Below are 14,830 nucleotides of genomic sequence, written 5' to 3' on the forward strand. Positions count from 1 at the left end.
AGGGGGAAAGAGTTTTGCGATACTTAACTTCGGGTGAATCCCATGGTCCGCAGCTGACGGCCATTATTGAAGGGCTGCCAGCAGGTTTGCCGTTACTGGATACAGATATTAACTTTGAATTGGCAAGACGGCAAAAAGGACATGGCAGAGGAAGAAGAATGCAAATCGAAAAAGATACTGTCCAAATTGTAGGAGGCATTAGACATGGGTATACCCTTGGATCGCCAGTTGGATTAGTTGTTGAAAATAACGACTGGAAGCATTGGACGAAAATTATGGGACAGGGACCAATTGCCCCTGATGAAGAGGAAGAAATCAAAAGAAAGATTACACGTCCTCGCCCAGGTCATGCTGACTTAAATGGTGCACTAAAATATGGACATCGGGATATGCGAAATGTTCTTGAGCGCTCATCGGCAAGGGAAACAACAGTGAGAGTAGCGGCAGGAGCAGTCGCAAAAAAACTATTAAAAGAGCTTGGAATCGAGGTTGCTTCACATGTTATTGAAATTGGCGGAGTGACGTCTGCTATTAAAGAATATGAATCTCTTCAAAAATTACAAGAAATCACTGAAGGTTCGCCAGTAAGATGCCTTGATCCAGTCGCAGAAAAGAAGATGATGGATGCCATTGACGAGGCAAAACAACAAGGTGATTCTATTGGTGGAATTGTTGAAGTTATTATCGAAGGTATGCCTCCTGGAGTAGGAAGCTATGTTCATTATGACAGAAAGCTTGATGCGAAACTAGCTAGTGGAATGATGAGCATCAATGCATTTAAGGGCGTTGAGATTGGTATTGGTTTTGAAGCTGCTAGTAAGTCTGGCAGTGAGGTTCATGATGAAATTGCCTGGAGTGAGGAACGGGGCTATTACCGGAAAACCAATCGTTTAGGCGGCCTTGAGGGCGGGATGTCTACAGGCATGCCAATTGTTGTCAGAGGGGTAATGAAGCCGATACCTACTCTTTATAAACCGCTTCAAAGTGTTGATATTGAAACGAAAGAACCCTATTCGGCGAGTATTGAACGTTCAGACAGCTGTGCTGTTCCCGCTGCAGCAGTCGTTGCCGAAAATGTGATCGCTTGGGAGCTTGCAGCTGCGATTGTTGATCAATTTTATTCTGATCGATTGGAAACATTGAAGGAGACAGTTGATAGGCAAAGAGCTTTTGCAAGGGAGTTTTAATATGAAACAAATTACCATTCAAACTGCCTCAAAAACATATCCTGTTTTTGTTGGTTCGGGTGTTATTAAGGAATTGTGTACATTTATTAATAGTGCATTCTCTTCCATATCAAAAGTAATGATTATTACGGATGAAACTGTTGCCGATTTGTATTTATTTGACATTGAACATGCGTTGGCAGATTTCCAAACACATACATGTATCGTCCCAAGCGGAGAAATAGCAAAAACGTTTGATGTGTATTACCAATGCATAACCTTTGCGCTTGAGAACAAGCTTGACAGGAAATCGCTTGTCATTACGTTTGGCGGAGGTGCAGTTGGTGATCTTGGAGGATTTGTTGCTTCTACTTTTATGAGGGGAATCCCATTTATACAAGCGCCGACAACCATTCTTGCCCATGACAGTGCAGTAGGTGGGAAAGTAGCTATTAATCATCCTTCGGGGAAAAATATGATTGGAGCCTTCTACCAGCCGGAAGCTGTTTTTTATGACTTGAATTTTCTTCAGTCGCTTCCATTGCATGAAAAAAGATCTGGCTTTGCCGAAGTGATTAAGCACGGACTGATTCATGATTCATCCTTTTTTTTCTGGCTGCATGATCACATTCTTTCATTGGAAAAGCTACCAGTGCCTGATTTAGGTTATATGCTTGCTAGAGGAATTGAAATTAAACGGGATTTTGTTTCTGTTGATGAAAGAGAGACAGGCATTCGTGCATTTCTCAATTTTGGTCATACACTTGGCCATGCGATCGAAGCGGAGGCAGGTTACGGCAAGTGGACCCATGGAGAGGCAGTTGTAATTGGAATGTTATTTGCATTGGAGCTAAGCCGGAAAAAAATTGGTCTATCTTTTAATCATGAACATTTGAAGAGATGGCTCGAGCAGTTGGGATATGCTACAGAACTTCCGAAAGAATTAAGACTTAATAAACTTCTTGAGCGTATGAAACAAGACAAAAAGTCGATCAATCAAAAGGTGAATTTTGTATTGTTAAAGGATATTGGTAGCCCCATCTCATATGAAATGACGGATGAAGAGTTATTAAATGGGCTGTACATATTTCAGAAGGGGGAATGATTGTGATTCGAGGTATAAGGGGAGCCACTACTGTAACTGAGAATATAGAAGATGAAATTATCGAAGCTACAGAAATCCTGCTAAGACAGATGATTGAACAGAACAAGATTGAAGCAAATATGGTTGCATCTGTTTTTATTTCTGTGACAGAAGACATTACTGCTGCATTCCCGGCAAAAGCCATCCGTTTAATTAATGGCTGGACGTTTGTCCCTGTTATGTGTATGAGAGAAATTCCTGTTCCATCTGCATTGGCAAAATGTATCCGCGTTATGATGCATGTAAATACAATGATTCCGCAAGAAGAGATAAGCCATATTTATTTAGGTAATGCAATAAGTTTAAGGCCAGATTTGAAAGTTGAGAATAAGTCCTTATAATTCATAGAATTGTATTCGCAAAAATGATAGGAAAAGGTGAATGATCATGAAATGGAAAGAGCAGCTGCTTCAATTAACTCCCTATCAGCCAGGGAAATCAATCGATGAAGTGAAAAAGCAATATGGCCTAGATAAGATCATCAAGCTCGCATCCAATGAAAATCCCTTTGGGTGTTCAGAAAAAGTTGTTGAAGCTTTAAATAATGCTCCTTTAACATTCCCGTTATACCCAGATGGATATGCGACAGAATTAAGAACAGCAGTAGCAGAACATTTGAAGGTCAATGAGGAGCAATTAATCTTTGGGAATGGTTCAGATGAGATTATTCAAATGATTTCAAGGTCATTACTAGGAAAAGGAACAAATACAATCATGGCAGAACGGACATTTCCACAGTATAAGCATAATGCCATTGTTGAAGGAGCAGAAATTCGGGAAGTTCCTTTAATAAATGGAGAACATGATCTTGATAACATGCTAGCGTCTATGGATGAGAATACGTCTGTTGTTTGGATTTGCAACCCGAATAATCCTACAGGCCATTATATTCCTGAGCACCAATTGCTCTCTTTCTTAGAAAAAGTACCGAAAGATGTTCTTGTTGTTCTTGATGAAGCTTACTGCGAATATGTGGATGCTTCAGATTATTGTGAATCTATTTCTCTATTGCAGCTTTTTCCTAACTTGATTATTCTGCGAACATTTTCGAAAATTTATGGGCTTGCAAGCTTGCGTATAGGCTATGGAATTAGTCTGCCAAATACTATACGTGCACTAGAACCAGTTAGAGAACCCTTTAATGTGAATCGTGCAGCACAAGCAGCGGCAATTGCTGCGATTAATGATCGATCATATGTTGAGCAATGTAAGCAGAAAAATCGGGAAGGGCTGGAACTTTTCTATCATTTTTGTATGGAAAACAAGCTCGAGTGTTACCCTTCACAAGGCAATTTCCTTTTAATTGACTTCAAAACAGATGGAAATGAAGTGTTTCAATATTTACTTGAAAGAGGATACATTGTACGCTCCGGTAAGGCTCTCGGTTTCCCGACTTCGGTTCGTGTAACTGTTGGGTCAAAAGAGCAAAATGAGGGTGTAATGAAAGTAATGGGAGACTATTTAACGTATAAAGCATCGTGCTTGGAGAGTGCGAAAGCTCAGTAATAATGATAAAAGTGTAACTTTTCAGAGGCTGTCTATAGCCTCTGAATTTATTTAAAAAGGTGGTGAGGAGCTTGAATGGCCGCGTATTTATCATTGGATTAGGATTGATTGGAGGTTCCCTCGCACTATGTATCAAGAAGCAGCATAAGAATGCAACTATTATTGGCTTTGATGTCATTTTCGAGCAGGCAAAGCTCGCAAAAATGCTTTCTGTTATTGATGAAATTGCCCCTTCAATCGAAGATGGTGCGAAAGAAGCCGATCTCATTTTAATCGCTACACCTGTCCAAGAGACGGAAAGAATTATGCAAGCTTTAGTGAATATGGAGCTAAAGGATCAAGTAATTATCTCAGATGCTGGGAGTACAAAAAAGGAAATCGTTAAGCGGTCAAAATTATTGGCAGATAAAGGGGTTGCATTTATTGGCGGACATCCAATGGCTGGATCTCATAAAAGCGGGATCACTGCTGCAAAGTCAATCTTGTTTGAAAATGCTTTTTACTTGTTAACACCTGAAGATCATATTCGTGCTGAACAGGTACAGCAGCTGCAAAGCTGGCTTTCAGGGACGAAAGCAAGATTTATCACGTTGTCTCCAGATGAGCATGATTATTTAACAGGTGTTATTAGTCATTTTCCTCACGTAATTGCAGCTTCGCTTGTGCATCAAGCAGAGAAAACAAGTGAAACGAAAAAGCTTGTTCCACGTTTAGCAGCCGGTGGTTTCCGCGATGTGACGAGAATTGCATCTAGCAGTCCTGAAATGTGGAGAGATATTTTATTACATAATAAAGAGGTTCTTCTAAGTCTATTAGTAAACTGGCAGGAAGAAATGCAAAAAGTTACAAATATGCTGGAAACTGAAAATAGTGAAGAAATCTATGATTACTTTTTAAGAGCAAAGCAATTTAGGGATGAATTGCCGCAAAAACAAAAGGGGGCAATCCCTGCCTTTTACGATCTTTTTGTAGATGTTCCTGATTATCCTGGTGTCATTTCAGAAATAACAGGAATTCTGGCCAAAGAGGAAATAAGTATTACAAATATTCGTATTCTTGAAACAAGAGAAGAAATATACGGTGTACTAGTAATTAGCTTTCAAACTGAAGAGGATCGTGAACGTGCGGAAGCATGTATTCATTTACATACAAGCTATGAGACTTCAGTTGCCCTATAAAAGATTATGAATATTAGTTTCCATTAATATTTGCGAAAGGATGATGAGGATGCCAAAAAAACTAGTAACCAAAGTGGAAGGCTTGAATGGGGAAATTGCCATTCCAGGAGATAAGTCGATTTCCCATCGGTCAATCATGTTTGGGTCAATAGCGGATGGAAAAACTGTTGTGACAAATTTTTTATTAGGTGAGGATTGTTTAAGTACAATCGATTGTTTCAAAAAAATGGGTGTCATGATCGAGCGGCAGGAAGAAAAGGTTATTATTCATGGCAATGGCTTTGAAGGGCTAAATGAGCCTTCAGAGATACTAGATGTTGGTAACTCTGGCACGACGATCCGTTTATTATTAGGGATATTGGCTGCGCGGCCGTTTCACTCTGTTTTGATTGGTGACCAATCAATTGGAAAAAGACCGATGACAAGAGTAACAAAGCCTTTGCAATTATTTGGTGCAGCCATTAATGGGAGAAAGAATGGTGAATTCACACCTTTATCCATTAAGGGCGGGAATCTAAAAGGAATTGAATACGAGCTTCCTGTAGCGAGTGCTCAGGTTAAATCTTCGCTACTTTTTGCTGGTTTACAAGCTAGCGGAACGACAACTGTCATTGAACCGGTGAAAACAAGAGATCATACTGAACGAATGATCAAACAATTCGGCGGAGAAGTAGAGAAAACCGGAACAGCGATCCGAATAAAAGGCGGACAGAAACTAACGGGTACATCGATTCATGTTCCAGGAGATATTTCATCTGCAGCCTTCTTTTTAGTTGCGGGTGCCATTGTACCAGGCAGTGAAATTAAATTGACAAATGTAGGTCTGAATCCGACCAGAACGGGCATTATTGATATTATGAAAGAAATGGGTGCAAAGATAACGATTAAACAGCTTACAGAGGATGAGTTTGAGCCAAGAGGAGATATCGTCATTCAATCATCTGCATTAAAAGGAATGACGATTGCAGGTGAGATCATTCCAAAGTTGATTGATGAAATTCCGATTATTGCTTTATTGGCTACCCAAGCCGAAGGTGTTACAGTAATTAAAGATGCACACGAATTAAAGGTAAAGGAAACGAATCGGATTGATACCGTTGTGGCTGAACTAACGAAGCTTGGAGCTACTATTGAGGCAACCGAAGACGGAATGATTATCTATGGCAAAACAGAATTAATTGGTGGCACTGTATCAAGTCATGGGGATCATCGGATTGGCATGATGCTATCTGTTGCGGCGACATTATGTAAAGAGGATGTCTACCTTGAGAATGAAGAGGCTATTTATGTATCCTATCCTACATTCTTTACTCATTTACAAAGTCTTATTTAGTTATTTGTCCACTTGGAGCTGCCTAAGCAGCTCCTTTTGTGTGAAATGTAAAACGTCAATCGATATTTACATGCTTGGTTGTGAACATTGCTCTAATAGATATTTGTCATATTTTATTTAACAAATACATAGCTTGTCATAAGACCGTATAAGAGGGGGGTTTTATGACTTATATTATTGAAAATGCAACCATATTAAAGGAACGAAAGATGACAAAGGCGTCACTGCTGATTGAAAATGGGAAGATTTTATCGATTAAACCGGATTATAAACGTTATGGGTTTATTCGAATGAATGCAGCTTCTTTTATTATGACCCCCACATCGACTCTTTTACTTAAAGAGTTCCCGTTAAATTTGCCTTTCCAAGAGTTAAAAAAATTCTTTATTGATGAATTCATTCTCAAAGGTTGTACAACCTTTTTAACGTTAGCTGTGGTTGCTCATGAGCAAGCGTTATTGAAAGAAATTAAACGAATTCATACACGGTTGTTAAATAGTCCAATCGATTATATTATTGGTGTAAAAATCTCTTCACGATTATTAACTCCGTCTATATTAAGAAAGTGCAAGCGTGAAAAGGTACCTGCTATCTTTGTAGAAATACATCATGTGGACGAGTTAGATGTTCTTCCTTGGGGATGGCTGAGGGAGGCAATGTTTCCATACAATAGTCCGCTGATCCCGATTTTTGTAAATGACAATGAGAAAGAAAGAAACGAAGCAAAAATCAAATGGAAGCGGGTCATGGAAAAAGAAAAAATTCCATCTATTAATGATGAAATAGCAGAAAATGAACCGATCCCATATCCTGTTTTGAAAAAAATAGGAATTTTCCCGAAGAAATCAAGTATTCATCAAGGCCTTGAGTTATCATATAACTTATACTTGAAGAGCAGGGAAATCAGAAATATTGAAGAAGTCGAGCTCTTTCATTATCATAGACATATGCTTGTTCATACTATCCATAAGGGCGAAGTCATCCGGGCACAGGATTATATTGATTTTCGTCCAGGGTTCGGTGAACATGTTAAAATAAACACACCATCCTATTTTACTATTTAATATACTGTAAGTTAGACAATCGTCCTGAAAGGAATTAATTATGGAAAAAGTAGATAATATTATTGAGCTAATAGAAAAAGGCCAGCATGAAGAAGCGATGAAGCAGCAGAAACAAATTTTGCTGCAAGGATCCCATGAGGAAAGATTTGTACTTGCGGAAGAGCTGTTTCAATATGGTTTTGTAGAGGAAGCAAAGGCTTTGTTTGAGCGATTACTGGAAGCATATCCAGAAGAAGGGGAGCTGCTCGTTCTTCTAGCAGAGGCTCATATCGACCTTGGTCAGGAAGATGAAGCAATCCTCGTCCTTGAACGAGTGCAGGAGGATGATCCAAGCTTTCCGCAATCGCTTCTCCTGCTAGCGGATCTTTACCAAATGGAAGGACTCTATGAGGTCAGTGAACAAAAGCTGCAGGAGGCTAAGTCCATCTTGCCAAATGAAATCATTATTGATTTTGCACTTGGAGAGCTATATGCTGAGCAAGGTAAATTTCTAGAAGCTACAAGAGCTTACGAAATGGTATTGCATAAAGAAGATGTAATTGCGGGTGTGAATGTTAACCAACGGATGGCTGAAGTCTTGAGTGTTGGTGGTGCATTTGAGGAATCAATGCCTTATTATGAAAAGGCATTGGATGATAAAATTGAAATTAATACATTGTTTAGCTATGCGTTCACAGCAATGCAAGCAGGCTTTAATCGGACCGCGATTGAAAAGTTTAATGAGCTAAAAGAGCTGGATCCTGAGTATCATTCTTTATATTTAAATCTGGCAAAAGCCTATGAACGGGAAGATGAGCTTGAAAATAGCTACCAAGCGATAAAACTGGGAATCAAGCAGGATGAATATAATAAAGAGCTGTATTTTAGTGGTGGGAAGCTTGCATTAAAGCTTGGCAAGGGAGAAGAAGCGGAAAAGTTATTTAGGGAGTCATTAGCTTTAGATCCAGAGTTTACAGAAGCTGCTGTCACGTTGACAAAGCTGTTCCTTAAACAAGAGCGGTATGAAGATATTATAGAAATTACTGAAATGATGAACGATCTTGAAGAAGAAGAGCCACGGCTTCTATGGGATGCTGCAATCGCCCATCAGCACCTTGAAGAATATTCACAGGCATTAAACAAATACGACAGTGCATATACTTTTTTTAAGGAGCAGCCAGATTTTCTTTCAGACTATGGATATTTTCTAATTGAAGAAGGAAAAAGTGCCGAGGCTGCCGAAATTTTTAATACACTGATAAAAATAGAACCAAACAACTTAGAATATCAAGATATAGTACAAAGACTCTCGGAATAATCAACGAGGAGCTTGTCGCATTACAATTTGCAGAGGAGGGAATCTAATCATGTCAGCCCCTGTTTCTGTCAACGAGAAGAAAGATTTTATTCGCTGGTTTCTCAATCATTATCAATTAAAAAGGCGAGAATGCGTATGGATATTAAATTATTTAATGAGCCACGACCAACTAATGGAAAAGGTCCATTTTGTAGAGCAAGCGCAATATTGCCCAAAGGGTTTAGTGATGTCTACTCATTGTGTGGATGAAGTCCCTTTTCGTTTTTATAAGGAAAATGTCATGACTACAGACGCGGAGAAATCATTCCATGATATTAGATTGAACCGGGAGGAAGAAATCTTTATTCAATTAAACTTTCATGCATCAAACAAAACCCACCAATATGCAGCTGTTCTTGAGGAAAATCCTTTCATGCCAAAAAAGCTTCGAATTAATGAAAAAGACCGGCTGATTGCGGAACGATTCTTAGATAACTGTTTAGAAAGGTTTCAAAGGGATCATCTCTTGCAAAAAATTGATGAAGCGCTTGATAATCATGATGAACAGACCTTTTTACTGCTAACTGAGAAATTAAAAAAACTAAAGACAGATTTTCATTAGCTTGCTATACTGGCAAGCTTTTATTTTTTGCTTTGCTAGTGTGCTAAACTTCCTTTTAGTAAGTGAATTATAGTGATATGATTAGAAAGGATTATGGAATGTCAGTTATTTATTAGGACAAATTAAAGATATGGAGTGAAATGGATGAAGTGGATTTCCCAGGATATTGATATGTACTTAAAATCAAAGGAATATGTAGATACAGCTGTCCTGCCTTTGTTTCCTGTATCGTTACGAGATGATATAAAGCAAACGGCTGCGATGTCAGAGTTTATTTCTTTATTGAGTATTCAGCTTGAAAGACAGTTCAGAGGAAGATTGGTTATGTTCCCAGGCTATTCTTACTTAAAATCATTCCCTGAGGACAAGCTTATAAGTGATATAAAGCTATGGGAGAAAGAACTGACAGAGAAAGGATTCAAACACGTACTCTACTTAACATCTGATAGCAGTTGGAAAGCGCTTGAAAGTCAATTTGATGGTGGATTGATATGGCTGCCTTCCCTTCCGCTAGAACATATGGATGAGCAGTATAAAAATACGATTCTTGATGATCAAGTAAAGCAGCTCCTTCAATTGTTTCTGCAAAAATGGCAATCAGGCGAGTAAATGGCAATTTTAGTCACACAGTTGACATGTTTTCGTCAAACGATATATTGACCTTCAATTAAGATTGATATATCATTGTTATGTCCTAGTTTTATATTGTGTTGAATTTTGTCCGTTGGACTTAACTTCATAATAGAGGGGGGAAAGGTATGAGCAAAAATCGTGTTTCAAGACGTCAATTTCTAAGCTATACACTAACTGGTGTAGGCGGCTTCATGGCTGCTGGAATGTTGATGCCAATGGTTCGTTTTGCAGTTGATCCAGTATTGCAGGCAAAAGCTGGCGGTAATTACATTCCAACTCCGCAAAAGGTTGCTGATATTACAGAAGTGCCAACTCGTGTTGACTTTACATTTGAACAACAGGATGCATGGTACAATTCTGAAGAAACTGGAACTGCGTGGGTATACAAGGACGACAAGGGAGAAATTGTCGCACTTTCACCTGTTTGTAAGCATTTAGGGTGTGTGGTTAACTGGGAAGGGGATAAATCTAATCCTGACCATTTCTACTGCCCATGTCATGGAGGACTTTATACAAAAGATGGTACAAATGTTCCAGGTACACCACCTATTGCACCACTTGATGTATATCCTTACATTGAAAAAGATGGTTACCTGCACTTAGGTAAAGCAGAGCCAAAGAAGGGGGCGTAATCCTTGTTAAACAAAATTTATGATTGGGTAGACGAGCGTTTAGATATTACGCCTTTATGGCGCGATATTGCAGATCATGAAGTGCCAGAGCATGTAAACCCTGCCCATCACTTTTCTGCTTTCGTTTATTGCTTCGGCGGTTTAACATTCTTTGTTACCGTTATTCAAATTTTATCTGGAATGTTCTTAACGATGTATTATGTTCCAGATATTAAAAATGCATGGGAATCCGTGTATTACTTGCAAAACCATGTGGCATTTGGACAAATTGTTCGAGGAATGCATCACTGGGGAGCGAGTTTAGTCATCGTAATGATGTTCTTACATACGTTACGCGTATTCTTCCAAGGTGCTTACAAGAAACCGCGTGAATTGAACTGGGTTGTCGGCGTATTAATTTTCTTCGTTATGCTGGCTCTTGGTTTAACAGGCTACTTACTGCCTTGGGATATGAAAGCATTATTTGCAACAAAAGTTACAATGCAAATTATTGAATCTGTTCCGTTAATTGGGGTATATCTAAAAACCCTCATTGCTGGATCACCGGATATTGTCGGAGCGCAAACAATTACTCGTTTCTTTGCGATTCACGTATTCTTCTTGCCAGCAGCATTGTTCGCATTAATGGCTGCTCACTTTGTAATGATTCGTAAGCAAGGTATTTCAGGACCATTGTAAGATGAAATGAACAAAAAGAGGATTTTTAGATAAAGGAGGGGGAATCGCCCAATGCATCGTGGTAAAGGTATGAAATTCGTAGGAGACTCTCGTGTTTCTGCTGAACGAAAACCGAACATTCCGAAAGACTATTCGGAGTACCCTGGCAAAACGGAAGCATTCTGGCCTAACTTCCTATTAAAAGAATGGATGATAGGTGCCGTTTTCCTAATCGGATTTTTATGTTTAACAATTGCACATGAGCCGCCACTTGAAAAAATCGCGGATCCAAGTGATACAGCATATATTCCATTGCCAGACTGGTATTTCTTATTCTTATACCAACTATTAAAGTATACTTACGCATCAGGTCCATTTAATATTGTAGGTGCCTTAGTAATTCCAGGTCTTGCTTTCGGAGCATTGCTGCTTGCACCATTTATCGACCGTGGACCAGAACGCCGTCCATCAAAGCGTCCATTGGCAACAGGCTTTATGTTATTGGCAGTAGCAGCAATTACATTCTTAACTTGGCAGTCTGTAGCAACCCATGACTGGGAAGCAGCAGCGAACCAAGGGAAAATTGTTGCAGAAGTTGAAATTGATACAGAAGCTGAAGGCTACAAGATTATGGAAGCGAATACTTGTTTAACTTGTCATGGTGGAGAACTCCAAGGTGGAGGAGGAGCACCTGCTCTTATTGACACTGGTCTAACTCCTGAAGAAATAAAAGAAATAGTTACAAACGGTAAAGGTGCAATGCCAGGAGGACTTTTCAAAGGTACGGATGAAGAGTTTGACAAATTGGCTGAGTATATTTCAGGTATCGTAAGTGAATAAATAACAAGGCTGACGTTGATTCGTCAGCTTTTTTATTTTGTCTAGCGCAAGCAGCCTACCCCCGACGTACAGGAAGTACTAGTGTCGACAATGCGACAGGACAAGGAAAGCTTCGTCAGCGATGCATCGCACGACTAAAAGTGAGGCTTTTAGGAGGATGTCGCGCTTTTGTCGACCTCGAGGTCACAAGCTTGTCTAGTTGCGGCTCCTAAGGACTCGTGTCATAAGCCAATCCCTTTCAGAAGGAAATACACCTTCTTACAGGTCTTGTCTTATGCAGTCGTCCCTGGACAGTCGCCTCCACATTTCGATCAAGCCTCACAGAAAGGTAAAGAACACCTTTCCGTGAGGCTCGTCTTGTGCTTGTCGGGGGTGAGCACCAATGCAAACTTTCTTGAATATTCCTCGCAGGAACAAGCGGGTTTTGCTTGTTCCGAAGGCGCTTCCGCTTTTTTTAGTTTGCGTGCATATATTGTTCAGGCCTCTATGGTAAAATAATGAAGAAAATAAACATATATAGAGAAGAGGACAATCATGAAGTGGATTTATCCTGTTTTAGGAAATAAAGCTGTATTATGGCTACTGTTAGTTATCAATAGTGCAGGGACGATATACGGGTATATTTGGTATAAATGGCAGCTGGTTGATACACCTGCAATATTCTTGCCTTTTGTACCTGACAGTCCGACCGCAAGCCTATTCTTTGTATTTGTTTTAATTGCTTTTCTGTTAGGAAAAAATTGGCCATTATTTGAAGCTTTGGCAATCGTAACGTTAATTAAATATGGCATCTGGGCTGTTGTAATGAATTTATTAGTATTCCAAGTGACCGGAGAGCTTGATTGGATAGCATTGATGCTTATATTCTCTCATGGGGCAATGGCTATACAGGGAATGCTATATGCGCCTTTTTACCGTGTAAAAACGTGGCATCTTGTTGTTACAGGTATTTGGACGCTGCATAATGATGTCATTGATTATGTGTTTTTTATGCTTCCGCGCTACACGATTTTGGACTTATATACTCCACAAATTGGCTATTTTACATTTTGGCTAAGTGTATTTTCTTTAGGGATCACTTACTTTTTGACGATTAAAAAAAATCGTTTTCAACTAGAAATTAAATAACTGCTAATACTAATAGATAATAGAATTTAAACAACCGAAAATGGATTTCTGGTCTATCCTTGTCCCATCTCTCATACATATTTAATAGTAATTTGAGGGGGGACAAGTATGAAATCCAGAATAATGATTGCAATCATGATTTTTCTTCTATTGCCTATAGCAGGATATGCGGAAGAAACCTCATCTATTGATAGATTGGATCAATTATCAGATGAAGCACTGCAAATGGTCAAGCTTCATCGATATGAGGATGCCAAAAAGCTTCTAGATTATTTTTCAGATCAATTTCGTGCAACATCAGGACAAGTTAGCATATTGACTTCTGATGAGATGCGAATCCTTACTGTTTCTCATGATGAAGCGGTACAAGCTACCGCTAATGCCACTATTAATCATAATGAGAAAATCAATCGAGTAACAAAGTTTAGACTCGTTATGGATGCCATTTCCTCTCAAAATCAGCCTTTATGGACAGAAATGGAAGCCCCGATTATGACTGTTTTTGGAGAAATGAAAGAGGCAGTCTACAACGGAAATAAAGAACATTTTCAATCGAAATTTAATACTTTTTTGTCTTTATATGATGTTATTTATCCAAGTATGAAAATTAATGTAACTGGGGAACGTATTCAAAGATTAGATACTCGTATTGATTATATCGATCGTTACCGTCCTCAAGTGTTGGCTGATGAAGGGACACAGCACGAACTTGAGGCGCTCGAAGCTGATTTACAGCTTTTATTTGATGAAATGTCTGATGATGAAGCAGATCCATCTCTCTGGTGGGTGATTATTTCAACAGGCAGCATTATTATTCTTACATTGTCTTATGTTGGCTGGAGAAAGTATAAGGGGGACCAGCAAAAGGAAAAGAACCGTTCAAGAGGGCAAAAATAGTGACTTCATATTTCAGCAAGTGTACAATATAAAAAAACAACTAGAATTAGCGGAAATGGGAGGTTAATTATGGGTGGATACCTTATTTACTTCGCTATCATCATTTTAGTGCCTCTTTGGGCACAATTTAGAGTAAAGGGCTCTTATGCAAAGTATTCAAAAGTCTCATCTTCATCCCATATGAGGGGGGCAGAAGTAGCGAGAAAGATACTAGATGCAAATGGTTTATTCCATGTTGGAATAGAAGAGACAAGAGGACATTTAACGGATCATTATGATCCTCGTTCAAAGACTGTCCGTCTTTCTTCAGTGAATTATCATGGACATTCTGTTGCAGCTGCAGCAATAGCAGCACATGAAGTTGGTCATGCGATACAGGATCAGCAGGATTATGCGTTTTTAAGATTCCGCCATGCGCTTGTCCCGGTTGCAAATCTCGGGTCTAACTTTTCCTGGATATTAATTATGATTGGATTTCTTGCAGGCTACAGCGGCTTTGTTTTATTAGGGATTATCTTTATGGCAGCTGCTGTTGTTTTTCAGCTTATTACCTTACCGGTCGAATTTAATGCATCCAATCGAGCGATGGATCAGGTGGTTTCACTTGGCGTCATTCGAAATGATGAAGAAAGAGAGACCAAAAAGGTTCTAAACGCGGCAGCTCTCACTTATGTAGCTGCAGCAGCAGTAGCAGTGATGGAACTGCTTCGTTTAATTCTAATTTATACTGGTATGCAAAGAAATGATTAAAACC

General features: G+C 39.2%; 16 protein-coding genes. All 16 read left to right on the plus strand.

From position 1 onward, the window contains the following. Window positions 1-14: 14 nt before the first annotated feature. The gene (gene aroC, locus FI644_RS18230) at window positions 15-1,187 is read left to right on the plus strand and encodes a chorismate synthase (protein WP_056685419.1); all 1,173 of its coding nucleotides are present in this window, start codon (window positions 15-17) and stop codon (window positions 1,185-1,187) included. Between the two features lies 1 nt (window position 1,188). Further along, the gene (aroB, locus tag FI644_RS18235; protein ID WP_053476802.1) at window positions 1,189-2,271 is read left to right on the plus strand and encodes a 3-dehydroquinate synthase; all 1,083 of its coding nucleotides are present in this window, start codon (window positions 1,189-1,191) and stop codon (window positions 2,269-2,271) included. Window positions 2,272-2,273: 2 nt separating this feature from the next. After that, window positions 2,274-2,651, plus strand: coding sequence for a chorismate mutase (gene aroH, locus FI644_RS18240; RefSeq protein ID WP_053476801.1), 378 nt, complete (start codon window positions 2,274-2,276; stop codon window positions 2,649-2,651). A gap of 46 nt (window positions 2,652-2,697) precedes the next feature. Beyond that, window positions 2,698-3,816: a histidinol-phosphate transaminase gene (gene hisC / locus FI644_RS18245; RefSeq protein WP_053476800.1), complete on the plus strand. Its 1,119-nt coding sequence runs from the start codon at window positions 2,698-2,700 to the stop codon at window positions 3,814-3,816. Between the two features lie 71 nt (window positions 3,817-3,887). Continuing rightward, on the plus strand, window positions 3,888-4,994 hold the full coding sequence (locus FI644_RS18250) for a prephenate dehydrogenase (RefSeq protein WP_053476799.1): 1,107 nt from the start codon (window positions 3,888-3,890) through the stop codon (window positions 4,992-4,994). A gap of 49 nt (window positions 4,995-5,043) precedes the next feature. Next, window positions 5,044-6,327 carry a 3-phosphoshikimate 1-carboxyvinyltransferase gene (gene aroA, locus FI644_RS18255; RefSeq protein ID WP_053476798.1) on the plus strand — a complete coding sequence of 428 codons (1,284 nt, stop codon included), beginning with the start codon at window positions 5,044-5,046 and terminating at the stop codon, window positions 6,325-6,327. Window positions 6,328-6,491: 164 nt separating this feature from the next. Beyond that, window positions 6,492-7,391, plus strand: coding sequence for a hypothetical protein (locus tag FI644_RS18260; protein ID WP_053476797.1), 900 nt, complete (start codon window positions 6,492-6,494; stop codon window positions 7,389-7,391). 40 nt (window positions 7,392-7,431) lie between these two features. Continuing rightward, window positions 7,432-8,688: a tetratricopeptide repeat protein gene (locus FI644_RS18265; protein ID WP_142108694.1), complete on the plus strand. Its 1,257-nt coding sequence runs from the start codon at window positions 7,432-7,434 to the stop codon at window positions 8,686-8,688. 49 nt (window positions 8,689-8,737) lie between these two features. After that, window positions 8,738-9,289: a ReoY family proteolytic degradation factor gene (locus FI644_RS18270; protein ID WP_053476795.1), complete on the plus strand. Its 552-nt coding sequence runs from the start codon at window positions 8,738-8,740 to the stop codon at window positions 9,287-9,289. A gap of 144 nt (window positions 9,290-9,433) precedes the next feature. Next, entirely contained in the window at window positions 9,434-9,898 is a 465-nt protein-coding gene (locus tag FI644_RS18275) for a YpiF family protein (RefSeq protein WP_053476794.1), read from the plus strand. Window positions 9,899-10,047: 149 nt separating this feature from the next. After that, complete coding sequence (locus FI644_RS18280) at window positions 10,048-10,554, plus strand: QcrA and Rieske domain-containing protein (RefSeq protein ID WP_053476793.1); 507 nt, start codon at window positions 10,048-10,050, stop codon at window positions 10,552-10,554. A gap of 3 nt (window positions 10,555-10,557) precedes the next feature. Beyond that, the gene (gene qcrB / locus FI644_RS18285; RefSeq protein ID WP_053476792.1) at window positions 10,558-11,232 is read left to right on the plus strand and encodes a menaquinol-cytochrome c reductase cytochrome b subunit; all 675 of its coding nucleotides are present in this window, start codon (window positions 10,558-10,560) and stop codon (window positions 11,230-11,232) included. Between the two features lie 51 nt (window positions 11,233-11,283). Then, the gene (locus tag FI644_RS18290) at window positions 11,284-12,051 is read left to right on the plus strand and encodes a menaquinol-cytochrome c reductase cytochrome b/c subunit (RefSeq protein ID WP_053476791.1); all 768 of its coding nucleotides are present in this window, start codon (window positions 11,284-11,286) and stop codon (window positions 12,049-12,051) included. A gap of 534 nt (window positions 12,052-12,585) precedes the next feature. Further along, window positions 12,586-13,179: a lipoprotein heptaprenylglyceryl N-acetyltransferase LhaT gene (gene lhaT, locus FI644_RS18295; protein ID WP_053476789.1), complete on the plus strand. Its 594-nt coding sequence runs from the start codon at window positions 12,586-12,588 to the stop codon at window positions 13,177-13,179. A 108-nt stretch (window positions 13,180-13,287) separates the two neighbouring features. Continuing rightward, window positions 13,288-14,076 (plus strand): sporulation protein YpjB, encoded by a 789-nt coding sequence (ypjB, locus tag FI644_RS18300; RefSeq protein ID WP_142108695.1) that lies wholly within the window; start codon window positions 13,288-13,290, stop codon window positions 14,074-14,076. Window positions 14,077-14,145: 69 nt separating this feature from the next. Then, window positions 14,146-14,826 (plus strand): zinc metallopeptidase, encoded by a 681-nt coding sequence (locus tag FI644_RS18305; RefSeq protein ID WP_142108696.1) that lies wholly within the window; start codon window positions 14,146-14,148, stop codon window positions 14,824-14,826. The last annotated feature ends 4 nt before the right edge of the window (window positions 14,827-14,830 follow it).

The organism is Cytobacillus solani (genome assembly GCF_006704205.1).
Lineage (GTDB): Bacteria > Bacillota > Bacilli > Bacillales > Cytobacillaceae > Cytobacillus > Cytobacillus solani.